This window comes from Pseudomonas helleri, from assembly GCF_001043025.1.
Taxonomy (GTDB): Bacteria; Pseudomonadota; Gammaproteobacteria; order Pseudomonadales; family Pseudomonadaceae; genus Aquipseudomonas; species Aquipseudomonas helleri.
Map to the genome: position 1 here is coordinate 138,645 of NZ_JYLD01000010.1, position 26,456 is coordinate 165,100.

25 protein-coding genes are annotated in these 26,456 nt (G+C 58.3%); 13 read left to right on the forward strand and 12 right to left on the reverse strand.

The genetic code is table 11. From position 1 onward, the window contains the following. The first annotated feature begins 71 nt into the window (after positions 1 to 71). Positions 72 to 743, forward strand: a complete 672-nt coding sequence (gene rpiA / locus TU84_RS17195) for a ribose-5-phosphate isomerase RpiA (RefSeq protein ID WP_048371069.1) — start codon at positions 72 to 74, stop codon at positions 741 to 743. Positions 744 to 831: 88 nt separating this feature from the next. On the opposite strand, the gene TU84_RS17200 is transcribed toward rpiA, so the two are convergent. Beyond that, complete coding sequence (locus TU84_RS17200; protein ID WP_048371071.1) at positions 832 to 1,740, reverse strand: SdiA-regulated domain-containing protein; 909 nt, start codon at positions 1,738 to 1,740, stop codon at positions 832 to 834. Between the two features lie 72 nt (positions 1,741 to 1,812). Further along, on the reverse strand, positions 1,813 to 2,745 hold the full coding sequence (locus TU84_RS17205; protein ID WP_048371073.1) for an SdiA-regulated domain-containing protein: 933 nt from the start codon (positions 2,743 to 2,745) through the stop codon (positions 1,813 to 1,815). Between the two features lie 637 nt (positions 2,746 to 3,382). Between TU84_RS17205 and TU84_RS17210 the strand changes: the two genes are divergently transcribed. The 8 genes from TU84_RS17210 (at position 3,383) to TU84_RS17245 (ending at position 11,480) form a co-directional block, all read left to right on the forward strand. Further along, complete coding sequence (locus tag TU84_RS17210; RefSeq protein WP_048371074.1) at positions 3,383 to 4,147, forward strand: hypothetical protein; 765 nt, start codon at positions 3,383 to 3,385, stop codon at positions 4,145 to 4,147. 207 nt (positions 4,148 to 4,354) lie between these two features. Further along, positions 4,355 to 5,596 (forward strand): SfnB family sulfur acquisition oxidoreductase, encoded by a 1,242-nt coding sequence (locus tag TU84_RS17215; RefSeq protein ID WP_048371076.1) that lies wholly within the window; start codon positions 4,355 to 4,357, stop codon positions 5,594 to 5,596. An 11-nt stretch (positions 5,597 to 5,607) separates the two neighbouring features. Continuing rightward, on the forward strand, positions 5,608 to 6,804 hold the full coding sequence (locus TU84_RS17220; protein ID WP_048371078.1) for an SfnB family sulfur acquisition oxidoreductase: 1,197 nt from the start codon (positions 5,608 to 5,610) through the stop codon (positions 6,802 to 6,804). Continuing rightward, positions 6,804 to 8,159, forward strand: coding sequence for an LLM class flavin-dependent oxidoreductase (locus tag TU84_RS17225; protein WP_048371080.1), 1,356 nt, complete (start codon positions 6,804 to 6,806; stop codon positions 8,157 to 8,159). Before TU84_RS17220 ends, TU84_RS17225 begins: the two co-directional genes overlap by 1 nt. A gap of 107 nt (positions 8,160 to 8,266) precedes the next feature. Continuing rightward, on the forward strand, positions 8,267 to 9,058 hold the full coding sequence (locus TU84_RS17230) for a MetQ/NlpA family ABC transporter substrate-binding protein (protein WP_048371082.1): 792 nt from the start codon (positions 8,267 to 8,269) through the stop codon (positions 9,056 to 9,058). Between the two features lie 2 nt (positions 9,059 to 9,060). Continuing rightward, positions 9,061 to 10,182 carry a methionine ABC transporter ATP-binding protein gene (locus tag TU84_RS17235; protein WP_048371084.1) on the forward strand — a complete coding sequence of 374 codons (1,122 nt, stop codon included), beginning with the start codon at positions 9,061 to 9,063 and terminating at the stop codon, positions 10,180 to 10,182. Continuing rightward, positions 10,172 to 10,816, forward strand: a complete 645-nt coding sequence (locus TU84_RS17240; protein ID WP_048371085.1) for a methionine ABC transporter permease — start codon at positions 10,172 to 10,174, stop codon at positions 10,814 to 10,816. The genes TU84_RS17235 and TU84_RS17240 overlap by 11 nt, the downstream gene beginning before the upstream one ends. Positions 10,817 to 10,856: 40 nt before the next feature. After that, the gene (locus tag TU84_RS17245; RefSeq protein WP_048371087.1) at positions 10,857 to 11,480 is read left to right on the forward strand and encodes a class I SAM-dependent DNA methyltransferase; all 624 of its coding nucleotides are present in this window, start codon (positions 10,857 to 10,859) and stop codon (positions 11,478 to 11,480) included. 93 nt (positions 11,481 to 11,573) lie between these two features. Here the strand turns inward: TU84_RS17245 and TU84_RS17250 are convergent, their stop codons facing one another. The 9 genes from TU84_RS17250 to TU84_RS17290 form a co-directional block, all read right to left on the reverse strand. After that, a complete protein-coding gene (locus TU84_RS17250; protein ID WP_048371089.1) occupies positions 11,574 to 12,032 on the reverse strand; it encodes an REP-associated tyrosine transposase in 459 nt (152 codons plus the stop codon). Between the two features lie 186 nt (positions 12,033 to 12,218). Continuing rightward, positions 12,219 to 12,434, reverse strand: a complete 216-nt coding sequence (locus TU84_RS17255) for a TOBE domain-containing protein (RefSeq protein ID WP_003444581.1) — start codon at positions 12,432 to 12,434, stop codon at positions 12,219 to 12,221. 31 nt (positions 12,435 to 12,465) lie between these two features. After that, positions 12,466 to 13,272: an aliphatic sulfonates ABC transporter ATP-binding protein gene (ssuB, locus tag TU84_RS17260; RefSeq protein WP_048371090.1), complete on the reverse strand. Its 807-nt coding sequence runs from the start codon at positions 13,270 to 13,272 to the stop codon at positions 12,466 to 12,468. Beyond that, positions 13,269 to 14,075 carry an aliphatic sulfonate ABC transporter permease SsuC gene (ssuC, locus tag TU84_RS17265; protein ID WP_048371091.1) on the reverse strand — a complete coding sequence of 269 codons (807 nt, stop codon included), beginning with the start codon at positions 14,073 to 14,075 and terminating at the stop codon, positions 13,269 to 13,271. The genes ssuB and ssuC overlap by 4 nt, the downstream gene beginning before the upstream one ends. 7 nt (positions 14,076 to 14,082) lie before the next feature. Beyond that, complete coding sequence (gene ssuD / locus TU84_RS17270) at positions 14,083 to 15,231, reverse strand: FMNH2-dependent alkanesulfonate monooxygenase (RefSeq protein WP_048371092.1); 1,149 nt, start codon at positions 15,229 to 15,231, stop codon at positions 14,083 to 14,085. Between the two features lie 31 nt (positions 15,232 to 15,262). Further along, positions 15,263 to 16,228: a sulfonate ABC transporter substrate-binding protein gene (locus tag TU84_RS17275; RefSeq protein ID WP_048371094.1), complete on the reverse strand. Its 966-nt coding sequence runs from the start codon at positions 16,226 to 16,228 to the stop codon at positions 15,263 to 15,265. A gap of 103 nt (positions 16,229 to 16,331) precedes the next feature. Beyond that, positions 16,332 to 16,925, reverse strand: coding sequence for an NADPH-dependent FMN reductase (ssuE, locus tag TU84_RS17280; RefSeq protein WP_048371096.1), 594 nt, complete (start codon positions 16,923 to 16,925; stop codon positions 16,332 to 16,334). 201 nt (positions 16,926 to 17,126) lie between these two features. Next, positions 17,127 to 17,765 carry a peroxiredoxin gene (locus TU84_RS17285; protein ID WP_048371098.1) on the reverse strand — a complete coding sequence of 213 codons (639 nt, stop codon included), beginning with the start codon at positions 17,763 to 17,765 and terminating at the stop codon, positions 17,127 to 17,129. A 311-nt stretch (positions 17,766 to 18,076) separates the two neighbouring features. Continuing rightward, positions 18,077 to 19,444, reverse strand: a complete 1,368-nt coding sequence (locus TU84_RS17290) for an OprD family porin (RefSeq protein WP_048371100.1) — start codon at positions 19,442 to 19,444, stop codon at positions 18,077 to 18,079. Positions 19,445 to 19,942: 498 nt separating this feature from the next. Between TU84_RS17290 and tauA the strand changes: the two genes are divergently transcribed. From tauA to tauD, 4 genes are read left to right on the forward strand one after another with little or no spacing between them, the layout of a single operon-like run. Beyond that, a complete protein-coding gene (gene tauA, locus TU84_RS17295) occupies positions 19,943 to 20,923 on the forward strand; it encodes a taurine ABC transporter substrate-binding protein (RefSeq protein ID WP_048371102.1) in 981 nt (326 codons plus the stop codon). Positions 20,924 to 20,950: 27 nt separating this feature from the next. Beyond that, positions 20,951 to 21,745, forward strand: a complete 795-nt coding sequence (gene tauB / locus TU84_RS17300) for a taurine ABC transporter ATP-binding subunit (protein WP_048371104.1) — start codon at positions 20,951 to 20,953, stop codon at positions 21,743 to 21,745. Then, positions 21,742 to 22,575, forward strand: coding sequence for a taurine ABC transporter permease TauC (gene tauC, locus TU84_RS17305; protein ID WP_048371105.1), 834 nt, complete (start codon positions 21,742 to 21,744; stop codon positions 22,573 to 22,575). Before tauB ends, tauC begins: the two co-directional genes overlap by 4 nt. 55 nt (positions 22,576 to 22,630) lie before the next feature. Further along, on the forward strand, positions 22,631 to 23,464 hold the full coding sequence (gene tauD / locus TU84_RS17310) for a taurine dioxygenase (RefSeq protein ID WP_048371106.1): 834 nt from the start codon (positions 22,631 to 22,633) through the stop codon (positions 23,462 to 23,464). Here tauD and TU84_RS17315 read toward each other — a convergent pair. Next, positions 23,461 to 26,367 (reverse strand): RHS repeat-associated core domain-containing protein, encoded by a 2,907-nt coding sequence (locus TU84_RS17315; protein ID WP_082148747.1) that lies wholly within the window; start codon positions 26,365 to 26,367, stop codon positions 23,461 to 23,463. The two genes, tauD and TU84_RS17315, sit on opposite strands and share 4 nt — an antisense overlap. Between the last annotated feature and the right edge of the window lie 89 nt (positions 26,368 to 26,456).

Consider the following 26,456-nt stretch of genomic DNA (forward strand, 5'->3'; position numbering starts at 1 on the left):
GACCATACGAATCCAAAGGTTTTAGTTATACTCCACGCCCTTCTGTTTACCCTTCCCGCCCCGGAGCCCGCATGACCCAGGATCAACTCAAACAAGCCGTAGCCCAGGCGGCTGTCGACTTCATCCTCCCGAAACTGGATGACAAGAGCATCGTTGGGGTCGGCACCGGCTCCACGGCCAACTGCTTCATTGACGCGCTGGCCTTGCACAAAGGCGCTTTCGACGGTGCCGTGGCCAGTTCCGAAGCCACCGCCGCACGCCTCAAGGGCCACGGTATTCCTGTGTACGAGCTGAACACCGTGAGCGATCTGGAGTTCTACGTGGACGGCGCCGATGAGAGCGACGAACACCTCAACCTGATCAAAGGCGGCGGCGCCGCCCTGACCCGTGAAAAAATCGTCGCGGCCGTGGCCAAAACCTTTATCTGCATCGCTGATGCCAGCAAGCTGGTGCCAGTGCTGGGCGCGTTCCCGCTGCCGGTTGAAGTGATCCCGATGGCCCGCAGCCACGTGGCCCGCGAACTGGTCAAACTGGGCGGCGACCCGGTGTACCGCGAAGGTGTGCTGACGGACAACGGCAACATCATTCTTGACGTGCACAACCTGCAAATCGTCGACCCGGTGAAACTGGAAACTCAGATCAACGCCATCGTCGGTGTGGTGACCAACGGTTTGTTCGCTGCGCGCCCGGCGGACCTGTTGCTGCTGGGGACGCCTGAAGGCGTGAAAACCCTGAGCAAATAACCCGTAACCGTGCAGGAGCGAGCTTGCCTCGCGATCTTTTAAACGATCAAAAGATCGCGAGGCAAGCTCGCTCCTGCGCGGTGTTGATTCAGGGCTTTTTGAACACGTAAAACAGGTTCGGCTCACTCACCAGATACAACGTCCCTTCGTCGTCCATGGCGACACCTTCCGCTTGCGGCACTGACTCTTGCAGACCATTGCGGCCCTTTTTCAGCGACAACGTGCTGAACGGGCGGCCACTGATGTCCAGTTCCAGCAGCAACTTCGATTCATCCGACAGCGCCAGCAAATGGCCGCTGCGCTCATCAAACTGCAAGCTCGACAAATCACGCACAAACAGTCGCGCATCACGTCGCGGGTTGGTAATCACGTGGGTGGCATAGGGTTGTTGCGGGTTGTCATGGGGAAAGCCGCGCACTTCGTAAATCAGCATCGGGTCGCGCTCTTTGGTCACAAACAGGCGCTTGCCTGCCGAATCGTACGCCAGCCCTTCGAACCCTTTGTTGCCCGACGGGCTGATGCCCAAGGTCAGTTGCTCGGCATCTGCGGCATTGAGCTCGCGGGTGGCCTCGTCGATTTTCACTTTGATCAGGCGCTGGGTGTATTCATCGGTGATCACGTAGGTGTTCTCATCAATGAACTCTATGGCCTCGGCATCACCAAACCCGGTCAGTTTTATCCGCCGCACTATCCGCCCATCCAGCGATAACTCCACCAGCTCCGGGTTTTTATTGGTCACGGTAAACAGGCTTTTGCGCACCGGGTCGTAGGTCAGGGCCGAGACATTGTCTTCAAGCCCCTCAATCACCCGGCCTTGCAGCACCGCACGGTAATCGCCCAGGTTGATGGCATTCGGGTTGGCAGGCTGCCACAGCAGGCTGAGGTTGAACCAGGTTCGGTCGAACAGGCGGTAATGCTGGGCCGCGAAACCCGCGGCCAACAGCGCCACGAGCAACACGCCCAGAAAAAGCGGGGTAGAACGGCTGACACGCGACATAAGGACAAGCTCTTGAAAAATCAGTCGGATGAAATATCACGGCTGCATGAATTCAAGCTTAATCCGTCATGGCTATTTGGCTTTCTTTTCGAAACGGTAGAAAAGATTGGGCTCGCTGACCATGTACAAGGTGCCGTTGTTATCAATCGCCACGCCTTCGGCCCGAGGGATGGTGCTCTTGAGGCCATTGAAGCCGCGCAGCAGGGTCATGAAGCTGACCTGCTCGCCCAGTTCATCGAGCTCCAGCAGCAGGTGTGAATCGGCCGAAAGCACCAGCGTGTGGCCCGTGCGCGGGTCAATGCTCAGACCCGACAAGTTGCGCAGGTCGAGCTCATCGCTCGGCACTTTCTGCTTGTTGCCCAAAAGGGTCTGGCTACCGTCGCTTTTCCACACATACATCGCCGGTGGGCGCTCTTCACCCAGCAGCAACTGCTGACGGCGCGGGTCCCAGGCAATGGCCTCGAAGGCTTTGTTCTGATCTTTGGAAGGGCCAAGGTCGTACTTGGGGAAGTCCTTGATGTTCAGGGTCTTGGTATCGGCGTCGACTTTGACGATGGTCAATAAATGATCACGCTCATCGACGATACCCAGCAGGCCGTTCTCCATCACGGTCAAGCCTTCAGGGTTGCTCCAGCCCTCCAGGGGGATTTTGCGCAGCACATCGCCCTCAAGGCTGAGCTCAACCAGAAACGGGTTTTTGCCCATGACTGAAAACAGCGTGTTGGTCTTGGGGTTATATGACAGGTCCGAGGCCTCGTCCTTCTCCAGCCCTGTCATCGGCTTGCCATCAATGACCACGCGGTAGTTTGGCAGCCAGACACTCTCATTTTGATCGTTCTGGCTCTCGAACTGCTCCAGCACCCACAGTGCACCCCGGTCGTCCCAATGCAGAATTGACGCGATCCCATAGAACAGCGCAGCCAGCAGAAAAAGCCAGGAATACCAACGCAAGCGAAAGCGCGAAGGTCGCGGGTCAGACGAGGTCTGCAGAGGGTCTGTGGCCATTAACGTGATCATCCAGGAAATTTTGCTACGTCTAAATAACACAAAGCGGGCAAAATCGATTGCCCCTCCCGCGGGTATTATGCAGAGAGTGTGTGAAATTATTGCTAAGAAGCACCGCCCTCGGTTCTCCTTCGATAGAGCGCTGCCTCAACTCAGCCCTTGCAACTTACCTGCCCGAATACATCAGCACATTCGTAGGAGTTGTCTTTAATTATTTGAAGTAACAAGCGCGCATTCATCCAACCCCCTTTTAAAAATCCACATTTGGTTTAAATGACGTACGACTTGTGCCCACGTCTTTAACACATTCCCTCGCCTGCTAATTATTCACAAACCCCCTAGACTGCCGCCGCTCACGTCACATTAAACGTCTTGCCAGTAGGAACTTTCTGAATATGACTCAGAGATTAATAATTGCAAGATCGCTCCTTGACACTCTTGCAGCAAGACTCTTATCTAATAAACAACCTGACTCACCCGCACCCAACCTCACTATTGAACACGCTATAACGGTGCACACGGATTGTTAAACCGATTACTCCGGTAACACAGCACCCGCGCCCTTGGACGCCACCGTCCGGACTCACTCAATTGCCGTGCTCTGTGCCGCCTAAAAGTTAGACAGGAGTTTACATTTATGCCATTTACCTCACACGCCCAAAAGTTGGCAGCCCCCACACTTGCACAATCGAACAAGCAGACTATTTGTGCCCGTGCTGCCGAACAACTGTTTGTCAGCATCGCGCCCTATATAAATATGGAAGAAGGTGACTTGATTGAATTGTTCTGGGACGGCTGTTATGTATCTTCACGGCAACTTTACCGGGCCGATATAGGGCAACCGGTATCACTGCGAGTGCCTGAAAGTTTTATTCAAAACGGCACCGCCCGTCTTTATTATCGCGTGATGCACATTGGCAGCAGCCCTGCTCTTTCCGCGCAACTTAAAGTACTGGTCAAACTTGACTGCCCTGGCGGAGTGGCCATCGGAGAAGAGAATCAGGGCCTCGCGCCCTTGATGATCCCGGAGCAAATCCAACGCTACGGGGTCAATCCCAGCCAGATGAAACGCGGGGTGCCGCTGACCATCGAGCCTTATCGCAACATGGCCGGCGAAGATGAAATCACCTTGCTGTGGGGGGACGTGCGCCTCGACCTGCCCAAGTTGCGCCACATCGACATCAACAAGCCCGTCAGCGTGTTCGTGCCCCCTGAAATCATCCAGGAAGCCGGTGAAGACCCGAAACTTGAAATCACCTACTGCGTGATTGATCGCGTGGGCAACAACTCACGCTGGGCACCGACCCGCACGCTGAAGGTGGGCGCCAACAAGCGTTACATCAACTCTGCCCCTCGCGAAATCCTGCGGGCTGCCGAAACACGGCCCAACTGGCGCGACTGACCCTGGCGGGCAGCACGAATCATCTATCCATATTCCGAAAAGTTAGTTCTTTTAATTTTTATACTCAATTAGGGTATATGCACCGGACCACCGGACTCTCTTGCTTTACATCGCGCCGCTCAAGCGGCGCTCCAAAGATGAGGTAGGTATGGTCAGCAACACAATTACCCTTTACGGGGCATTGCGTGCAGCCAAGGAGCGGAACTAATGACTCTCTTGGCAACTGCACAACTGCAAAGCGACCTGGATGTCGCGCCCCTGTTGTTAGCAGCGCACGTCCTGCGCACCGACAACGAAGCCCTTCAAGCCGCCCACGCCCTGGCTGACGCCGCGCGTGAGCACGCTGCAAAACGCGATCAGCAACGCAAGCTGCCGTGGTCACTCATAGAAACCTTCACCCGCAGCGGATTGGGCGGTATTTCGATAGCCCGTGAATTTGGCGGCGCTCAGGTGTCGTTTGTGACCTTGGCTGAAGTCTTCGCGATCATCTCGGCGGCCGACCCGGCGCTGGGGCAGATCCCGCAGAATCAGGTCGGGCTGCTCAACCTGATTGCCAGCGTCGCGAGCCCTTCGCAAAAAGAGCAGTTGTTCACCAGCGTGCTGCAAGGCTGGCGCATAGGTAATGCGGGCCCTGAGCGCGGCACCAAAAACACCCTCGAATTGAAGGCCCGGATCACCGCCGACGGCGATGATTTTGTGATCAATGGCCAGAAGTTTTACTCCACCGGCGCGCTGTTTGCGCACTGGATCGCCGTCAAGGCACTGAACCACGATGGCAAACAGGTCATGGCCTTTGTCCGCCGTGGCACGCCCGGCTTGCGCGTGGTCGATGACTGGTCCGGTTTCGGCCAGCGCACCACCGCCAGCGGCACGGTCCTGCTGAACAACGTAGCCGTTGAAGCAGAACTGGTGATCGACAACTGGCGCCTGGCGGAGGTGCCGAATATTCAAGGCGCGATTTCGCAGTTGATTCAGGCCGCCATTGACCTGGGCATTGCTCGCGGTGCCATTGCCGACACCATCAGCTTTGTCCGCGAGCGATCGCGCCCCTGGGTGGATGCCAAGGTCGAGCGCAACAGCGATGACCCTTACGTGATCGCCGACATCGGCAAGTTACACATCGAGTTGCATGCCGCCGAAGCGCTGTTGCGCAAGGCCGGTCGGGTGCTCGACGAGGTCGGCGCGGCACCGATTGATGCAGGCGCTGCGGCCCGCGCCTCGATTGCCGTGGCCGAAGCCAAGGCGCTGAGCACTGAGCTGTCGTTACTGGCCAGTGAAAAGCTGTTCGAACTGGCGGGCAGCCGCGCCACCCTTGCCGAGTTCAACCTGGACCGCCATTGGCGCAACGCACGGGTACACACCCTGCACGACCCGGTGCGCTGGAAATACCACGCCATCGGCGCCTATCGCCTCAACGGCACTTTGCCTGCACGGCATTCCTGGATCTAACGGAGACACCCATGTCACTGATATCCAAACAGGTCCCGGTCATCCAGAGCGATGCCGAGGCCCTGAGCGTAGCGCGTGAGCTGGCCGCCCATTTCAAACGCGAAAGCACCGTGCGAGATCGCGAACGGCGCCTGCCTTTTGATGAGCTGGAACTGTTTTCCCACACCGGTCTGTGGGGCATCACCGTGCCCAAGGCCTATGGCGGCGCAGGCGTATCCAACGTCACCCTCGCCGAAGTGGTCAGCCTTATTTCAGCGGCCGACAGCTCGCTGGGGCAAATCCCGCAGAACCATTTTTATGCCCTCGAAGTGCTCCGGGTAAACGGCAGCGAGGCGCAAAAACAACGGCTGTACACCGAGGTGTTAAACGGCCAGCGCTTTGGCAATGCCCTGGCCGAACTGGGCACCAAAACCGCCCACGATCGCACCACGCATTTGGCCAAGACCGAACACGGCTATCGCATCAATGGCCGCAAGTTCTACGCCACCGGCGCGCTGTATGCGCAGCGTATTCCGACCTCGGTAGTAGATGACCACGGCGTGCAGCACCTGGCGTTTGTGCGCAGCGACAGCGACGGCCTGAACGTGATCGACGACTGGAGCGGCTTCGGCCAGCGCACCACGGGCAGCGGCTCGGTGGTGTTCGACAACGTGTTTGTTGCCAGCGATGACGTGATCCCGTTTCAAAGCGCCTTTGAACGGCCAACCCCAGTGGGCCCGCTGGCGCAGATTCTGCACGCGGCCATCGACACCGGCATCGCCCGCGCCGCCTTTGAAGACGCGCTGAACTTTGTGCGGCACAAAACCCGGCCCTGGATCGACGCCAGCACCGACATTGCCAGTGAAGACCCGCTCACCCTTAAAAGCTTCGGCCAGTTGAGCGTGCGCCTGCATGCGGCTGAAGCCTTGCTGGAGCGCAGCGGCGAGTTCCTCGACATCGCCCAGACCAACACCACCGCCAGCACCGTCGCAGCCGCCTCGATTGCTGTAGCCGAAGCCCGCGCCATCAGCACCGAAGTGGCCCTGAGCGCGGCCAGCACCCTGTTTGAACTGGCCGGCAGCCAGGCCACCCTGGCCGAATACGGCCTTGACCGCCACTGGCGCAACGCCCGCGTGCACACCCTGCACGACCCGGTGCGCTGGAAGTACCACGCTGTCGGTAACTACTACCTCAACAGTGAAAACCCACCGCTGCGGGGGACCATCTGATGAGCAAAAAGAAAATCCTGCTCAATGCCTTCAACATGAACTGCATCGGGCATATCAACCACGGGCTGTGGACGCATCCGCGCGACACCTCAACGCGCTACAACACCCTGGAATACTGGACCGAGCTGGCGCAACTGCTGGAACGCGGGCTGTTTGACGGGCTGTTTATCGCTGACATCGTCGGCGTGTACGACGTTTATCAACAGTCAGTTGATGTTCCGCTTAAAGAATCCATCCAGCTGCCGGTCAACGACCCATTGCTGTTGGTTTCAGCCATGGCCGCCGTCACCAAAAACCTCGGTTTTGGCTTGACCGCCAACCTCACCTACGAGCCGCCGTATCTGTTCGCACGGCGCATGTCGACCCTCGACCACCTGACCCGTGGCCGCGTGGGCTGGAACATCGTCACTGGCTACCTGGACAGCGCCGCCAAGGCCATGGGCCTGACCGAACAAGTGGAGCACGACCGCCGTTACGACCAGGCCGACGAATACCTGGAGGTGCTGTACAAACTCTGGGAAGGCAGCTGGGAAAACGACGCCGTGCTCAACGACCCCGCGCAGCGCATCTACGCCCAGCCCGACAAAGTGCACAAGGTCAAACACGCGGGCGAGTTCTATCAGGTCGAGGGTTATCACCTCTGCGAGCCGTCGCCACAGCGCACCCCCGTGCTGTTTCAGGCGGGCAGCTCGGACCGTGGGCTGGCCTTTGCCGGGCGCCATGCCGAGTGCGTGTTCATCAGCGGGCAGACCAAGGCCGCGACCAAACTCCAGGTCGACCGGGTCCGCGCCAGCGCGGCTGCATCGGGCCGCAACCCGGATGACATCAAAGTGTTTATGGGCCTGAACGTGATCGTCGCGCCGACCGAAGCCCAGGCGCTGGCCAAGCGTGAGGAATACCTGGCCTACGCCAGCGCCGAAGCCGGGGTCGCGCATTTTTCCAGCTCCACCGGCATCGACTTTGCCGATTACGAGCTGGACGAGCCGATCCAGTACGTGAAAAGCAACGCCATCCAGTCCGCGACCAAAGTGCTGCAAAACAACGACTGGACGCGCCGCAAGTTGCTGGAACAACACGCCTTGGGCGGGCGCTACATCACCGTGGTCGGCTCCCCCGAACAGGTCGCCGATGAGCTGGAGTCATGGATCGAGCAAACCGGCCTGGACGGCTTCAACCTGACCCGCATTGTCACGCCCGAAAGCTACGCCGACTTCATTGATTGGGTGATCCCCGAGCTGCAACGCCGGGGCTCTTACAAAACCGCCTATGACACCGGCAGCCTGCGGCAAAAACTGTTTGTCGAAGGCGATGCGCACCTGCCTGAACGGCATACCGGCGCCTCTTTTAGACCTTAAAAACTGTAGGAGCGAGCTTGCCTCGCGATCTTTTAAAGATCAAAAGATCGCGAGGCAAGCTCGCTCCTACAAGACCGAATGATGCCCTTTTTGACCGGAAAAATTTCATGAACAAAAAACACGCTCTGGTTCTCGCGCTCGGCCTGTTCAGCAGCCTTGCCTTCGCCGCCGAAAAACCGCTCAAGGTCGGCACCACCGCCGCCTTCGCCATTCCGCTGGAAGCCGCTGTGGCTGAAGCGGACAAACAAGGCCTGAAAGTTGAACTGGTGGAATTCACCGACTGGATCGCCCCCAACGTCAGCCTCGCCAGCGGTGACATTGACGTGAACTACTTCCAGCACATCCCGTTCCTGGAAAACGCCAAGGCCGCCAGCGGCTTTGATCTGGTGCCGTACGCACCGGGCGTGATCAACAACGTGGGCCTGTATTCGAAGAAGTACAAAAGCTTTGATGAACTGCCCACCGGCGCCACCGTGGCCATCGCCAACGACCCGATCAACAGTGGCCGTGGCCTGCAATTGCTGGCCAAGGCCGGACTGATCACGCTCAAACCCGGCGTGGGTTACAAAGCCACCGAAGAAGACATCACCGACAACCCGAAAAAACTGAAAATCCTGCAAGTCGAAGCCGTGCAACTGGTACGCGCCTACGACGATGCCGACCTGGTGCAGGGCTACCCGGCTTACATCCGCCTGGCCAAAACCTTCGATGCCACCTCCGCGATCCTGTTCGACGGCATCGACCACCCGGAGTACGTGATTCAGTTCGTCATCCAGCCCAAGAGCAAAGACGACCCGCGCCTGGCCAAGTTCATCGACATTTACCAGCACTCACCGGTGGTCAAAGCCTCGCTGGATAAAACCTACGGCACCCTGTACCAACCTGGCTGGAAGAACTGACGATGAACCTGGCCCTTGATCGCGCCCGCCTCGACGAGCCGCAGCCCGATGCCGTTCGCACCGAACTGCACCCGGAGCTGACCAACGCCCACGTGCGCTTTATTGGCGTGGGCAAAACTTATGACGGCCGCCAAGGCCCGGTAGACGCCCTCAAAGGCATTGATCTGGCGATTCAGCGCGGTGAAATCTTCGGCATTATTGGCCGCAGCGGCGCCGGTAAATCGTCGTTGATTCGCACCATCAACCGCCTTGAACAGCCCAGCAGCGGGCGGGTGTTGATTGATCAAATCGACATCGGCGGGTTTGACGAAGACAAGCTGGTGGGATTGCGCCGCAAGATCGGCATGATCTTTCAGCACTTCAATCTGATGTCGGCCAAGACCGTGTGGCAGAACGTCGAGTTGCCGCTCAAGGTAGCGGGTGTGCCCAAACCGCAACGCGAACAAAAGGTCCGCGAACTGCTGGAACTGGTGGGTCTGCAAGGCAAGCACACGGCCTACCCGGCGCAACTCTCCGGCGGGCAAAAGCAACGTGTGGGCATTGCCCGCGCACTGGTTCACGACCCGCAGATTTTGCTCTGCGACGAGGCTACCTCGGCCCTCGACCCGGAAACCACCCAGTCGATCCTCGGCTTGCTGCGCGAGATCAACCAGCGCCTGGGCCTGACCATCATCCTCATCACCCACGAAATGGCGGTGATCCGCGACATTTGCCACCGCGTGGTGGTGCTGGAGCAAGGCCGTGTCGTGGAGCAAGGCCCGGTGTGGCAAGTGTTTGGCGACCCGCAACACGAGGTCAGCAAAACCTTGCTCGCACCCCTGCAAGACAACCTGCCCGAGGCGCTGCAACACCGCATCAGCGCAACGCCACAGTCGTCGCAATCAAGCGTGATTCTGCGTCTGCGCTTTACCGGCGGCCAGGCCCAGGAGCCCGATTTGGGCGCGCTGTTTAACGCGCTGGGCGGCCAGGTGCGTTTACTCCATGGCGGCGTCGAGCAGATCCAGGGGCATGCCCTGGGGCAACTGCTGCTCAGCGTGACCAGCGCCTCACTGGGGGCAGAAGAACTGCGCAAGCGCGCTGAACAATGGGCACAACAGGTCGAGGTGCTGGGCTATGGGGTTTGATCGTTTATGGCAGGGCGTGATCGACACCTTTTTGATGGTCGGCGTGTCGTCACTCATTGCGTTGATTCTGGGCATTCCGCTGGCAGTGATTCTGGTCACCAGCGGCAAGGGCGGCATCTATGAAGCCCCGGCGCTGAACAAAGCCCTGGGCGCGTTTGTAAACCTGTTCCGTTCCATCCCGTTTCTGATTTTGATGGTGGCGCTCATTCCGTTTACCCGGCTGATTGTCGGCACCACTTACGGTGTGTGGGCGGCCGTCGTGCCGCTGACCATCGCCGCCACGCCGTTTTTTGCGCGCATTGCCGAAGTGAGCCTGCGCGAGGTGGATCACGGGCTGATCGAAGCTGCCCAGGCGATGGGCTGCAAACGGCATCACATCATCTGGCACGTACTGCTGCCAGAAGCGTTACCGGGCATTGTCGGGGGTTTTACCATCACCATCGTCACCATGATCAACTCCTCGGCCATGGCCGGGGCGATTGGTGCCGGGGGCTTGGGCGACATTGCCTACCGCTACGGTTACCAGCGCTTTGACACCCAGGTCATGCTCACCGTGATTGTTTTGTTGGTGGTGCTGGTGGCGGTGATTCAGCTCGGCGGCGATCGTTTGGCGCGTGTGCTGAACAAACGCTGAGGTATAGTCGGCGGCAACACCGCCGCCGACCGAGCCTGCAATGACCCTGGACCCCACCACCCTCGAACAGATTGCTGCCACCACCCTGGCGCATTACCAGCAGAGTGCCGAAGGCTTTCGCGAAGGCACGCGCGACCACGACGTCAGCCAGAACATCGACGCTTTGCTGCGCCACCTTCAAGGTGCGGCGCCGTTCACGATTCTGGATTTCGGCTGTGGCCCTGGCCGCGACCTGCAAGCCTTCACCCGCTTGGGGCATGTCGCTATCGGCCTGGACGGTACCGAGCGCTTCACCCAAATGGCCCGCGAAGACAGCGGCTGTGAAGTGTGGCACCAGGACTTTCTCAAGCTAGATCTACCGGCTGAGCGCTTTGACGGCATCTTCGCCAACGCCTCGTTGTTTCATGTCCCAACCCAAGAACTTGAGCGCGTGCTGAGTGAACTGCACGCCAGCCTCAAACCGGGCGGTGTTCTGCTCAGTTCCAACCCACGCGGCGACAACCGCGAAGGCTGGAATGGCCAGCGCTACGGCGCGTACCACGACCTCGAACACTGGCGCGCGCTGCTCACTGCGGCAGGTTTTGCCGAGCTGGAACACTACTACCGCCCCACCGGCCTGCCCCGCGACCAGCAACCATGGCTGGTGAGTGTTTGGCGTAAGTAACCCCTTTTTTTTGTAGGAGCGAGCTTGCCTCGCGATCTTTTGATCGTTTAAAAGATCGCGAGGCAAGCTCGCTCCTACAGTGGGGCGGTGTGTTTATAGCCAGATGGCATCCCAGTGAGGGTAGTCACCCAAACGCTTGACCAAGCCTGCCCGCAAGGGGTTGGCAACGATATAGCGGGCAGCATGAACCACATCTTCGTCATAACGGATTGCCCGGTCGTGATAGCCCTTTTGCCAAAGCTTGAGCGGGCTTCCTTGTGCAACGCCGATGCTCATGGCAGCACGTGATTTTGTCCGTTGCATCACCGTTGAAAGACTGGCGTGCTTGAGCTCGATCAGCCAATGAAAGTGATCCGGCATCACAACCCACGCCAGTGATGTGACGTTACGTTCTTGATGAGTTCGCTTCAGTTCATTGACCAATAAGCGAGCGACAAGAAAATCACTGAAAAACGGCTCACGATTTTTCACCACTGCAGTGACCAGATAAATACGGCCACTTTCGGAATATCTTCCTGTTCGTAACCGACATCCATGAGCCGAATCTGCCATTCCCTTTCCTTGTGAATAAGCATCAAAAGAAAAAGGTTAGTGTCGTCGCGGCAATAGCGGACCCCGCCTGTGGTTCTGAATATGTCCAAAACCCTCTGTAGGAGCGAGCTTGCCTCGCGATCTTTTCATCCCATAAAAAAACCCCGAAGGGCTCGCGCCTTTCGGGGTTGTGGGTCTTGGCATGGGTTACAACTTGGCGATGGACACTTCGGTGGATTTTACGAAGGCGATCACTTCGCTGCCGACCACCAGTTCCAGCTCTTTGACCGAGCGGGTGGTGATGACGGAGGTGACGATGCCGGAGGCGGTTTGTACGTCGATTTCGGACAGTACGTCGCCCAGGACGATTTCTTTGATGTGGCCTTTGAATTGATTACGAACGTTGATGGCTTTGATGGTCATGGTGTCGATTCCTGTCTTGAGAAAAGTAGGTTTAAAGCGCCCAACGCAGTTGCGTAGGCAGCGGTGCAACAGGGTCTGGCTCAGGTGGCGAGCCAGGTAAAGCGAGCACTCGGTGAAGCACTTCGGTTTCCAGTGCCGCCAGTCGATGTGAACCACGCACCCGAGGGCGCGGCAGTTCGACGGTGAGGTCGAGCCCCACTTCACCGTCTTCGATCAGGATGACCCGATCAGCAATCGCAACCGATTCGCTGACGTCATGGGTCACCAGTAATACGGTAAAGCCATGCTGGCGCCACAGGCGTTCGATCAGTTGTTGCATCTCGATGCGGGTCAGCGCATCCAGTGCACCCAAAGGTTCGTCCAGCAAGAGCAAACGCGGTTGGTGGATCAAGGCGCGGGCTAGCGCTACACGCTGCTTTTGCCCGCCCGACAAGGCCGCCGGCCATTCATTGGCGCGCTCGGCCAGGCCGACTTCTTCCAGCGCCTTGAGGGCTTTTGGCCGCCAGTCGCCTTTGAGGCCAAGGCCCACGTTGTCGATGACTTTTTTCCAGGGCAGCAAGCGCGCTTCCTGAAACATTAAGCGTGTGTCTTCACGGGCTTCTTGCAGCGGCGCGCTGCCAGCCAGCAGTTCGCCGCCCGTGGGCTGGTCAAGCCCGGCCAGCAGGCGCATCAAGGTGCTTTTGCCGCAACCGCTGCGGCCTACAATGGCGACAAACTGGCCTGCCGGAATGTGCAGGTTGATGCCTCGCAGCACCAGACGATCACCAAAGGCTTTTTGCAGGCCCTTGACCACCAGCGGGATGCCCTGACGCAAATGCGGAGGTTGTTGAGCTGTCATGCGGCACCGCCTTTTGGCACTTGATAAGCCGGGTGCCAGCGCAACCAGACACGTTCCAGACCTCGGGCGGCAGTGTCTGCCAGCTTGCCGAGGATCGCGTACATCACAATGGCCAATACCACCACGTCGGTCTGTAGGAACTCCCGGGCGTTCATCGCCAGGTAGCCAATGCCGGAGCTTGCGGAGATGGTTTCAGCCACGATCAGCGTCAGCCACATAAAGCCCAGGGCGAAGCGCACGCCAACCAGAATCGACGGCAACGCGCCCGGCAGGATCACTTGCCAAAACAGGCTGAAACCCGACAACCCGTAGCTGCGCGCCATTTCTACCAGCGCCGGATCGACGTTACGGATGCCGTGATACGTGTTGAGGTAGATCGGGAACAAAGTGCCCAACGCCACCAGAAAAATCTTCGCTGACTCGTCGATGCCGAACCACAAAATCACCAGCGGGATCAGCGCCAGGTGCGGCACGTTACGGATCATTTGCACCGAGCTGTCGAGCAGGCGCTCGCCCCACTTCGACAGGCCGGTGATAAAGCCCAGCGCCAGGCCGATGCTGCCGCCGATCGCGAAGCCCACACCGGCGCGCCAGCCGCTGATGGCGAGGTGTTTCCAGATCTCGCCACTGCGCACCAACTCCACGCCCGCTTCAATCACTGCAATGGGTGAGGGCAGGATCCGCGTCGACAACCAGCCCGCCGACACCGACAACTGCCACACCGCCAACAGCAACACGGGCAATGCCCAGGGGGCAAACGTGTGGGCGACTTTATGAAGGCTTGTAGCCTTTGCCGTACTCATGCTCGCCTCAGCTCTGCGACGCAGCTTTAGGGAGGATGTCGTTGGCGACCATTTCGCCAAACGGGCTCACGTAGCCTGCGCTTTTGGGCAGTTCCGGGCGCTCGATGTCCAGGTGCGGGAACAGCAGTTCAGCCACGCGGTACGACTCTTCCAGGTGGGGATAACCCGAGAAAATAAAGGTGTCGATGCCCAGGTCTGCGTATTCCTTGACCCGCGCCGCAACGGTTGGGCCGTCGCCGACCAGTGCCGTGCCCGCGCCGCCGCGAACCAGGCCCACGCCCGCCCACAGGTTAGGGCTGACTTCGAGGTTGTCGCGGCTGCCGCCGTGCAGCGCAGCCATGCGCTGCTGGCCTACCGAGTCAAAGCGCGACAGTGATGCCTGGGCACGGGCGATGGTGTCGTCGTCCAAGTGCGAGATCAGTTTGTCGGCGGCTTTCCATGCCTCTTCGTTAGTTTCACGCACGATCACGTGCAGGCGAATACCGAAGCGCACGGTGCGGCCGAGCTTGGCGGCTTTGTCGCGCACTTGCTGGATTTTTTCTGCGACCGCAGCCGGCGGCTCGCCCCAGGTCAGAACCATTTCAACCTGTTCGGCGGCCAGGTCTTGCGCTGCTTCTGACGAGCCACCGAAGTACAGCGGCGGACGCGGTTGCTGGATCGGCGGGTAGAGCAGCTTGGCGCCTTTGACCTGGATGTGCTGGCCGTCGTAGTCAACGGTTTCGCCTTCCAGTACGCGGCGCCAGATGCGGGTGAATTCCACCGAGGCCTGATAGCGTTCTTCGTGGCTCAGGAACAGGCCGTCACCGGCCAGTTCGTCCGGGTCACCGCCGGTGACAAGGTTGAACAGGGCACGGCCACCGGACAGTCGGTCCAGGGTCGCCGCCTGGCGTGCCGCCACGGTGGGCGAAATAATGCCGGGGCGCAGGGCCACCAAAAATTTCAGGCGCTGGGTCACCGGGATCAGCGAGGCGGCCACCAGCCAGGAGTCTTCGCATGAGCGTCCAGTCGGGATCAGTACGCCGCCAAAACCCAGGCGGTCTGCGGCTTGCGCCACTTGTTGCAGGTAACCGTGATCAACCGCGCGAGCACCTTCGGAGGTGCCAAGGTAATGGCCATCCCCGTGGGTAGGCAGGAACCAGAAAATGTTGAGGCTCATGGAGTGGTCTCCTAAAGGGGTACGGCAAGCATTAAGGGGCTGTGGCCGCGGTGGCGGGCGGCGTCCAGATCACGTCTTTAATCGTCAACGGCTTGGGGATGAGCTTGAGCTGGTAAAAACTGTCGGCAATTTTTTGCTGCGCGTTGACCACTTCCGGGGTCAGGAACTGCGCGCCGTAACCCTGGCGCTTCACCGAGGTTTCGGTGATATCGACCGGCAGGCCGAGCAGCGGAGCAACCTGTTGGGTCACTTCGTCAGGGTGTGCCTTGGCCCACTCACCGACATTGCGCACTTCTTCGATCAGGGTTTCGATGACTTTGGGGTGTTTTTCAGCAAACGGCTTGGTCGCCAGGTAGAACTGGTGGTTGTCAGCAATGCCGGTCGCATCACGCAGCGTACGGGCGTGCAGTTGTTGCTCGGCGGCGGCCTGGTACGGGTCCCAGATGACCCAGGCATCAACACTGCCACGCTCAAAGGCGGCACGGGCGTCCGCTGGCGGCAGGAAGACGGTCTGGATGTCGGTGTATTTCAGGCCGGCGTCTTCAAGGGCGCGCACCAGCAGGTAGTGCACGTTGGAGCCTTTGTTGAGGACTACTTTTTTACCTTTGAGGTCTTTGACCGAGGTGATAGGCGAGTCTTTGGGCACCAGAATCGCTTCGCTGGTCGGCGCTGGCGGCTCGTACGCGACGTACAGCAGGTCGGCACCGGCGGCCTGGGCAAACACGGGCGGGGTTTCGCCGGTCACGCCGAAGTCGATGGAGCCTACGTTGAGGCCTTCCAGCAACTGTGGGCCGCCGGGGAATTCAGTCCATTGCACGTCGACGCCCTGATCGGCCAGACGCTTTTCCAGCGTGCCTTTGGCCTTGAGCAGCACCAACGTACCGTACTTCTGGTAGCCAATACGTACCGTATCGGCCTGGGCTTGCAGTGCCACGCCTAATGACACGGCTGCAGCCAGCAGTGTGGCCAAACCACGACGCAAAATGACAGGGCGCATGGCGCTCTCCTTATTTTTGTTCTGTAGGAGCGAGCTTGCCTCGCGATCTTTAGATCTTTTAAAAGATCGCGAGACAAGCTCGCTCCTACAGTTGTGTGTTAGTTCAGATACTCCAGCGAGCCGTGCGCAGGCGCTCGTTGAGGATGTCGGGGTCCAGCGGTTTTGGGCGACGGGCCAGGGCGCTGTAAAAGTGCTCCAGTGACTCGTTCAAACGTTGTTCCAGCACCGGCACCAGCTGCGCCTGAGCGCTGCCTTCGCCGTAAGCAATCTGGCTGTCTTCGGCAAAGATGCCGTGCAGCATTTCTTGGGCCTTGAGCGCCGACAGCACGGGCTTGAGCGCGTAGTCCACGGCCAGCATGTGGGCGATGCTGCCGCCGGTCGCGATGGGCAACACCACTTTGTGGCTCAAGGCACGTTCAGGCAGCAGGTCGAGGATGGTTTTCAGCGCACCGCTGAAAGAGGCCTTGTACACCGGAGTCGCAATCACCAGGCCGTCGGCCCGCTCAATCTGCTCCAGCAGGTCGATAATTTTTGGACTGTCGAAACGCGCATGCAGCAGGTCTTCAGCCGGAAAGTCACGTACCTGGTAACTCACCACTTCGACGCCATTCTGGTTGAGCCAGTGTTTGGCGCGGTCCAGCAACACCCCGGAACGGGAGCGTTGACTTGGGCTACCTCCGATTGTCACAACCAGCATTTACGGTTTCCTTGAATGAAATTTTTCAATTTTCTGTCAGCGTTTTCGCTTAGATGGAACTGACCTTAACAGGTGTTTTTTATATCCATAAATCATATTTGTTCATTTGTTTATTCCTTAAACGCATATGAATTGACAGGCAAAAAAAAGGCCGTCGAAACGGCCAAAACCCTGTGACTTTGAAGGTGATGAATACGGTCGTTACTTGTTTGGCTGTGGCGTCAGGCGCAGGTAGGGCTTCACAGCGCGATAACCTTTAGGAAAGCGTTTGTTGATTTCGTCTTCGTCTTTGAGCGATGGCACGATCACGACTTCGTCGCCGTCTTGCCAGTTGGCCGGGGTGGCCACTTTGTAGTTGTCGGTGAGTTGCAGCGAATCAACCACACGCAGAATTTCGTTGAAGTTACGCCCCGTGCTGGCCGGATAAGTAATGGTCAGGCGGATCTTTTTGTTCGGGTCAATCACGAACAGTGAGCGCACGGTAAGGGTGTCGCTGGCGTTAGGGTGGATCAGGTCGTAGAGGTCACTGACCTTGCGATCGGCGTCGGCCAGGATCGGGAAGTTGACGACTGTGTTTTGCGTTTCGTTGATGTCGCCAATCCACTTGTGGTGCGAGTCTACCGGGTCAACCGACAGCGCGATGGCCTTGACGCCACGCTTGGCAAACTCATCCTTGAGCTTGGCGGTGAAGCCCAGTTCAGTGGTGCACACCGGCGTAAAGTCAGCCGGGTGAGAAAACAAAATGCCCCAGCTGTCGCCCAGCCAATCGTGAAACTTGATGGTGCCAGCGCTGGAATCCTGTTCGAAATCGGGGGCGATATCGCCAAGTCTTAGGCTCATGGTGCAGCTCCTTTTTTGTCGTGAGTGGCGGGGCGTGATGGGCTTACTCTGCCTGCTTCACGAACTAATTAAAAAGAATAAATATCGATTTAATTAGAACCAAAAGGAATACTAAAAACTGTTTCATTGGACGCGACAAAGCACCAGGTCCACTCTGGATTCAGGTTTAGGCAAGGGGAGCGGCAAGGAGCTGCGACTACTCAATGTGTTACGAATGAGCCGTCTGGCCCTTCGGTAAACACCCTGCCCGGCATTGCGCCGGGCAGGATTTTTCTTACTTTTACGTCTTACTTTTTTTCGCTACAAGCGACTTACAACAGTGGGATCGAGTAGCTCACGATCACACGGTTTTCGTCCTGGTTGCGCTGGCCAGCAATGGTGTTGCGCCACATGGCGTTTTTCCACATGAAGCCCAGGTTCTTCAGAGCACCTTCCTGAACAACGTAAGCCACGGTGATGTCGCGTTCCCACTCGGTCGCGCCATCGTTGTTTTGCTTGCCGCCGCTGTAGGTGTCGATGTTGTTGCCGCGCAGGTACACAGCACCGGCGGTCAGGCCAGGTACGCCAACCTTGGCGAAGTCATACGAGTAGCGTGCTTGCCAGGTACGTTCGCCAGCACGGCCGAACTTCTGGATTTGCGAGTCGGTGATGGTGTAGTTCGACGAACCGTCGCCCTGGTTCAGCCAAGGGAAGTCGCTGCTGCCGTTGCTGACCTGGTAGCCGCCACCGAAGGTGTGGCCTTCAACCGAGTACAGGAACAAGGCGCTGTACAGGTTGTTGTCGACTTCGCCTTTACCGTTTTTGAGAACGCTGTTGGCGTAGTTACCATTGCTGAAGTACAGCGGGTCGTAACCGTTTTTGCCGTCGTTTTTGCTATTGAAGTAGCGCAGGTCAGACTTCAACACGCCCGGGCCGATTGCCCAGTTGTGGACCAGGCCCAGGAAGTTCTGTTTGTAGAACTTGTCCAGGTTGCCGTAGTAGTACTGAACCAACAGGTCCTTGTTGATTTTGTAGTCACCACCGGCATAGACGAATTTGTTGCTGTTGGCTGTACGAGCGTTCGCACCACCAATGGACATTTGTTCGTTGTTGCTGGAGTTACGGCCTTTAACGTGCTCGATCTGACCGGCGATCAGGGTCAGGTCCTTGATCTCGTTGGAGGTGACCTGGCCACCTTCAAAGGTCTGTGGCAGCAGACGACCATCGTTATAGGAGATGACCGGCAGTTTCGGCATCAGGGTGCCGTAACGCAGTTCGGTCTGGGAGAACTTGGCTTTGGCAGTCACGCCCAGGCTTGAGAAGTCATTAACCGCTTTGCCGTCGGACTTGCTCGGGAACACAGTGCCGCCGTATGAGGTCGAGGTAGCGCCGTTGGTGCCGCCGCCCGAATCAAGACGTACGCCCAGCAGAGCGATAGCGTCCAGACCGAAACCCACAGTACCTGCGGTAAAGCCCGAGGTGTAATCCACCTGGAAGCCTTGGCCCCACTCTTCGTTCTTGCTTTGCACACCGGCCACTTTGTTTGCGGCAGAGCCCGCCTGAGAATCGCGGTTGTCGGTGTTGATGTAGAAGTTACGCAGTTTCAGCGTCGCTTTGCTGTCTTCGATGAACCCTTCAGCGCTCGCTTGTTGCGCCAGCAAGCCGAGGGCTACAGCCACGGCTACGGTGGACTTCTTCATGGTGCTGCTCCTTTGAATTCTAATTTTTGTAGTTCTTTAGCCCGAAATCTGACGTCTCGGTGCTCCAGATGCGCGATTAGCGCCAGACAGTGACTGCCAAGTCAATCGTAACGTTTGAGGTTTACGACCTTTGTCTAGTCCTCTGCGGTGTGTGCGTAGGTTAAAGACTTTTTTATAAACCAAAAAAGAATTATTTCAAGATCCTTCATAACTAATTGGCATATTAAAGGAAATTTCCTACGACCACGCGGGCGGATGCTATCGGCCTTTGGTCTTATTTATAAATAGATTTTTATGAAATTTTTAATAAGCGTTCATGTCACGGCGCTGAAGCGATTTTCTGCGTCCGGAAAAACCCGTTAAAGCTCGTGCGCGCGCACGTAAAGAAGGATCAATAACTTTATAAGCTAATGCATAAAAGTTATTTATTTACTCATTCTTAGATCATTTAACCTCGCATCCAGCCAATTAACGGCCGCCAGCCGAGGATTCCCCCAGATGAAACTGAACACCCCCCTACGCCTTTTGGCTGCACTCTCTCTGGCCGGTGCCAGTTTCTTTGCGCAAGCCGCCAACGACGTAACCGTGGCTTACCAAACCACCGTTGACCCGGCCAAAGTGGCCCAGGCTGACGGCGCTTACGAAAAAGCCACCGACGCCAAAATCAACTGGCGCAAATTTGATAACGGTGCCGACATCATTGCCGCCATCGCCTCGGGCGACGTGCAGATCGGCTACCTGGGGTCGAGCCCGCTGACCGCCGCCATCACCCGCGGTGTTCCGGTTGAAACCTTTTTGGTCGCCACCCAGATCGGCGGCGCTGAAGCCCTGGTAGCCCGCAACGGCTCCGGCATCAACAGCCCACAAGACCTGGTAGGCAAAAAAGTCGCCGTGCCGTTTGTATCGACCGGCCACTACAGCCTGCTGGCAGCGCTGAAACACTGGAACATCGACCCGTCGAAAGTGACCATCCTGAACCTCGCACCACCGGCCATTATCGCGGCCTGGAAGCGCGGTGATATCGACGCCACTTACGTGTGGGACCCGGCACTGGGCGTGGCCAAAGACAGCGGCAAAGTGCTGATCACCTCTGGCGAACTGGGCAAGCTCGGTGCTCCCACATTTGATGCCTGGATTGTGCGCAAGGACTACGCGGCCAAGCACCCGGAAATCGTCAAGGAATTCGCCAAAGTCACCCTGGATGCCTACGCCGACTACAACAAGGACCCTAAAACCTGGGTTGCCAACCCAAGCAACGTCGACAAGGTTGTGAAACTTTCCGGCGCCAAGGCTGCTGACATTCCTGGCCTGCTGGAAGGCAACGTTTACCCGGTAGCGGCTGAACAAAAAGTGCTGCTGGGTGCACCGACCACCAAAGCCCTGACTGACACCGCCGCCTTCCTGAAAGAGCAAGGCAAGGTCGACGCTGTGCTGCCGGATTACGCACCGTCAGTGACCGCCCAGTTCGTCACTCAATAACCTACGCCAACTGAGGAATCGACCGTCATGGCCTTGTTATCACTGGAGCGCATCAGCGCACAGTACCCAGGCGCAGCTGAGCCGGTGCTGTCGGATATTTCCGTCAATCTCGGACCTCAGCAGTTGCTGGTCGCACTTGGCCCTTCGGGCAGCGGGAAAACCTCGCTGCTCAACCTGATTGCCGGTTTTGTTGAACCTAGCGCCGGGCGCATCACTCTGGATGGCGCCCCGGTCAAAGGCCCGAGCGCCGAACGCGGCGTGGTGTTTCAAGACGACGTTTTGCTGCCCTGGCAAGACGTGTTGACCAACGTGGCTTTCGGCCTGGAACTGGCCGGCGTTGCGCGCAACAAACGCGAAGCGCGTGCCCGTGAAATGCTTGCGCTGGTGGATTTGTCGGGCTTTGAAAAGCGCCGTGTGTGGGAGCTGTCGGGCGGTCAACGCCAGCGCGTGGGCCTGGCCCGTGCCTTGGCGGCCGACCCGCGTGTGCTGCTGATGGACGAACCCTTCGGCGCCCTCGATGCGTTCACCCGTGAACAGATGCAAGAGCTGTTGCTGCAAGTGTGCAAACGCACCGACAAACCCGTGTTCCTGATTACCCACGACATTGAAGAGGCCGTGTTTTTGGCCACGGATCTGATTCTGTTGGCGCCCAACCCTGGCCGTATCGTTGAGCGCCTGACCCTGGATTTCGGTCAGCGTTATAACGCTGGCGAGTCCGCTCGCTCGATCAAGTCCGACCCCCGCTTTATCGAAACCCGTGAACACGTACTTGAGCACGTGTTTTCACAACGTGGTGCCGCCCAGCGGCAGGAGCGCGCATGAGCAGTTATGAAGTCGCCGCAGCCCCCGTTGCTGCACCTCACGCGCCGCGCCCGGCAAAGCGCAGCCTGAGCACACGCTGGATCAGCGTGCTGACCCTCGCCACGTTGATCCTTGCCTGGTGGGGCGTAACCGCCGCCGGCTTGATTGAACCGCTGTTTTTACCGCCACCGTCTGCCGTGCTGGAAAAAGGCTGGTTGCTGGCGACCAAAGGCTACATGGATTCCACCCTGTGGCAGCACTTGAGCGCGAGCCTGAGCCGTATCGGTCTGGGGCTTGGCTTTGCGATTTTGACGGCCGTGCCGGTGGGCATTGCTATTGGCCATAACCGCATTGCGCGGGGCATTTTCGACCCGCTGATCGAGTTCTACCGCCCGATCCCGCCGCTGGCTTACTTGCCGCTGATCGTGATCTGGTGCGGCATTGGCGAACTGTCGAAAGTGCTGCTGATTTATCTGGCGATTTTTGCCCCGATTGCGATTGCGACCGCCACTGGTGTGCGCACCGTCGACCCGGCCAAGATCCGCGCCGCACAGTCGTTGGGCGCCACGCGCTGGCAGTTGATCCGCCATGTAATTATGCCGAGCGCCTTGCCGGATATTTTGACCGGTATCCGCATTGGCCTCGGGGTCGGCTGGTCGACGTTGGTTGCAGCAGAGCTGATCGCCGCCACCAGCGGCCTGGGTTTTATGGTGCAGTCTGCCGCACAGTTTTTAGTCACCGACGTGGTGGTGCTGGGCATTCTGGTGATCGCCATCATCGCCTTCGCCATGGAAATGGGCCTGCGCGCCCTGCAACGCAAACTGGTGCCGTGGCACGGCCAGGTTCACTAATTACACCGAATATCACACGACGCCGACCCATCGGCGCGCTGCTAGCGAGACGACCATGAGCCTGACCATTACCCCCATTAGCTCTGCCCTTGGCGCCGAGATTGACGGCGTTGACCTGACCCGGCCACTGAGCCTGGAACAGCGCGATGCCATCGAGCAGGCGCTGCTTCAGCACCAGGTGATTTTCTTCAAGAACCAGGTCATCACCCCGCAACAGCAAGCGCGTTTTGCCGCCAACTTTGGTGACCTGCACATTCACCCGATTTACCCCAACGTACCGGAGCAGCCTGAAGTGCTGGTGCTGGACACGGCCGTGACCGACGTACGCGACAACGCGGTGTGGCACACCGACGTGACCTTTTTGCCAACCCCAGCACTGGGCGCGGTTTTGAGCGCCAAGCAGTTGCCGGCCTTCGGTGGCGATACCCTGTGGGCCAGCGGCATCGCGGCCTTTGAGGGCTTGTCCAAACCGCTGCAAGTGCTGCTGGACGGCCTGACCGCCACCCACGACTTCACCAAATCGTTCCCGCTGGAGCGTTTTGGCTCGACCCCCGAAGACCTCGCGCGCTGGGAACAGACCCGCAAAAACAACCCGCCGCTGTCCCACCCGGTGGTGCGCACGCACCCGGTGAGCGGGCGTAAATCGTTGTTCGTCAACGAAGGCTTCACCACCAAAATCAATGAACTGTCAGAGGCCGAAAGCGACGCGATTTTGAAGTTGCTGTTTGCCCACGCCACCCGCCCTGAATACACCATCCGCTGGCGCTGGCAAGAAAACGACGTGGCCTTCTGGGACAACCGCGTCACCCAGCATTACGCCGTGGACGACTACCGCCCCAACCGTCGCGTGATGCACCGCGCGACCATTTTGGGTGATGCGCCGTTCTAACGCCCCCTGCGGGCGCCAGGGTCAGTCATGAAAGGCAGCGTCTTTCGTCTTTGCGCAGAGACCGATGTTTCGCGCAAGACGAAATGCGTGGCCGCGGGCGCATACGCTCTGATCGCCAGGTTTGATACGCCTGCGTGCTCAATCGTGAATGCCGTCTCAAGCGGGTAAATGCGCTCAGCTTCATTGACCGGCGAAAAGAGTTTGACTGCACTGCTGCCCATCACCGTCAGCATGACCTCATTGAACGTACCTGGCCGAGTGTCATAGGCCCCGCTGGCAAAGCTTTTGGCAACACTGCGCTTGTCACTGACCGACATAAACTGCTCGGTACGCACTACGTCGCCTTTGCCGGCATGGGCAGTTAACGCCTTTAAGCCCACATCGGAAACACGATGCCCGCGATAGGTGGTGGTTTGGCCGCCGGGATTTGTTCTGACATGAAAATCCAGTAATTCAACCGCTTCGGTCCTGCTGATGCTCAACGCCATTTTAATGTCGGCCAGCGAGGATTCCGTTTGAGCCCTGTCTTCGGGCAGCATCCTTGAATAGGTCTCTACGATGCTAGGGCCCGTCCACTCTCCGGGATCAGTGTGCATGGATTCGTTGATCTTGAACCGGGCTGGCTCATTAAAATAGTTGGCCGAGGCAATATAGGCTTCGGTCAAGCCGATGAAAATATTCGCCGGGTACGGCGCCTCGATGCTCACTGACTGGTTGTAACTGCTCATCTCGTCGTAACTGTATCCAGCAGCTCTCACGGCACGCACGGCAACGTCCATGGGGGTATTTCGATGTTGGGCAGTCAAGGTGTACCGATGGTCAAAGAAATTCAAAGGGGACGGGTAAATATGCGGGTGGTTCACTCGCAAAAACGTGTCCAGGGCCTGGATGCGCAGGGGTCGGGTATCCGGATTGCCGCCATTAAGGCCCCACTGGTCTTTAAACGTGATGGGGTTGTTACTCACCATCGCGAACAGGTTCAAGCCATCAACCTCACCGACCGGGTCTGCGCTGACCCAACGCTGAAGCCACGGCGCGTAGTACCTGAAGCCAAAGTAGTAGAGCCCGCTCGCATCGCGCTCCTTGCCCGAATAACGGGTGATTTTGTACTCCCCCTGCAAGGCACTCCTGGCCGCCCACCACGCCGTACCACCGAACGGGTAATAGCTTTCCTGAGTGATTAACCCGGCCTTGCCATCAAGCTCCAGAAGGCTACTGCCCAGATGATCTGACAGACTAAAACGCAGGCTGTTATCGGGCATGTCCTGCGGGCGCCCTACGTCCCACTGCAAGACCTTGATATCGCTGTTGCCTGCTTGCACTTTGATGACGTTGAGGTACTCCCCCGTGGCGCTGTCGCGGCGAATTTCCAGGCCGGGCAAGTACAGCACCTCCACTGTATGTGTCAGGCCCTGAGTGCGGGTGGTACGTACTTTTCGGGTGCGCTGCCCAAGGCCGTCATAGGCATACATTTCATCGTCACTGCTGCCGTTGTCCCGGGTCACCAGCGTCACGGCTTGCAGGTTATTGTTCACATTCCATTGCAGGGTCTGGCCGCGCACTAACGCCAGCTGGTTGCCGTTTAAATCAAAATCACGGCCTAACCCCGGTGGTAACGCTGGGGTGTCCGTGCTTTTCAATACAGCATGGTTGCTGGATTGGGCTATCAACATCGAACGGGTGTAACCATGACCTGTGCTGACTTGGTGTTTTAACTCTGCAAGATTGCCGCCCTCATCGTAGGTATAGGTCTGGGTGTAATTGCGCCACACACTGTTATCGGTCGCGCCGAACCGAACCAGCCTTGGAATGTTCGAGGTTGAAGTGTTGTGCGCATTTTCCCGACCCGTGGCACTGATCAGCTGGTACAGCGAGTCATACAGATAGGTGCTGACAGCATTGATTTGTGCATTGTTCGACCACTGCGTGGGTTGGGCCGTATCGCTGACCCGCAGCACATTCCCCACGTGGTCATAGTCGTAGGTCAAATCCTGCAACGGGGTATTTTTCTCGCCTGAACGATAGGTCGTCAGACGTTTCAAACGGCCATCCAGGGGGGAATACTGCATCGTGGTCAGGACATTGTTGCCTGAGCGCTCGGACTCCAGTTGCCCCCTTGCATTGACCACGCGCTGGTCAACCAACACTTGCTGACTGCCGCCCTTGAGCGTCAAGGCATGTTGCTGCAATTGCCCATCGACTGCGTACTGGGTGTGTTGCAAATTGCCCTTGGCGTCGGTGTGTTCGACGACCTCTGCGAAGGCGTTGTAGCGCCAGGTGGTGCTGTAGCGCGGCGAGTCTGCTTTTAGATCATGCTCTGTCAGTGACGGGTAGAACATCCGCTGCTCGCTCAACAATTGGCCCTGCAACGAATACGTTTCGTACAGCAATGCCCCTGAAGGGTCATCATGACGAATGAGTCGACCACTGCGGTTGACTTGGCGATTGGACGCATCGCTGGCGCCGTAGGTAAAGCACTCGACATGTCGGGCCGTGGCCTCGTGCGCAGCCTGCTCGAACACATTCGTGGGCCTGAGCAACGCGTCAAAATCATAGCGTTGCTCAGCACCGCGAGAGTCCCAGCGGGCAACCACTTGCCCGGCCACGCCTCGCAATAACACACGCGCTCCCGCGTCGACACTCTGCGTGCGCAAGGCCTGGCCCGTCAGGCTGTAATGGGTTCGTTGATTGGGGTGCGTTTGTGGATGATCAAGGCGCAGGGCATACAAGCGCGGGTCCCATTGTGTTTCCAGCAAGCCCGTCGCCCCGTAAGTGTGTCGGCGGATGCGAGCCTGCGGCGCAGTAGCGGCTGACGCTCGGTGATAAGCCACACTGCGCAGCACCAGACCACGGGGGTCCATTGCCGCAAGCGTTGGCGTGTGCCGGTGTAGAAGGCTGGGCATGACAATATCCTTAAAGGAGAAATGGCCATGCGAACGTACAAACTCGGCTGAGTGGGCGGGTGGTAAATAATACTGTGGTTGTGTGTGAA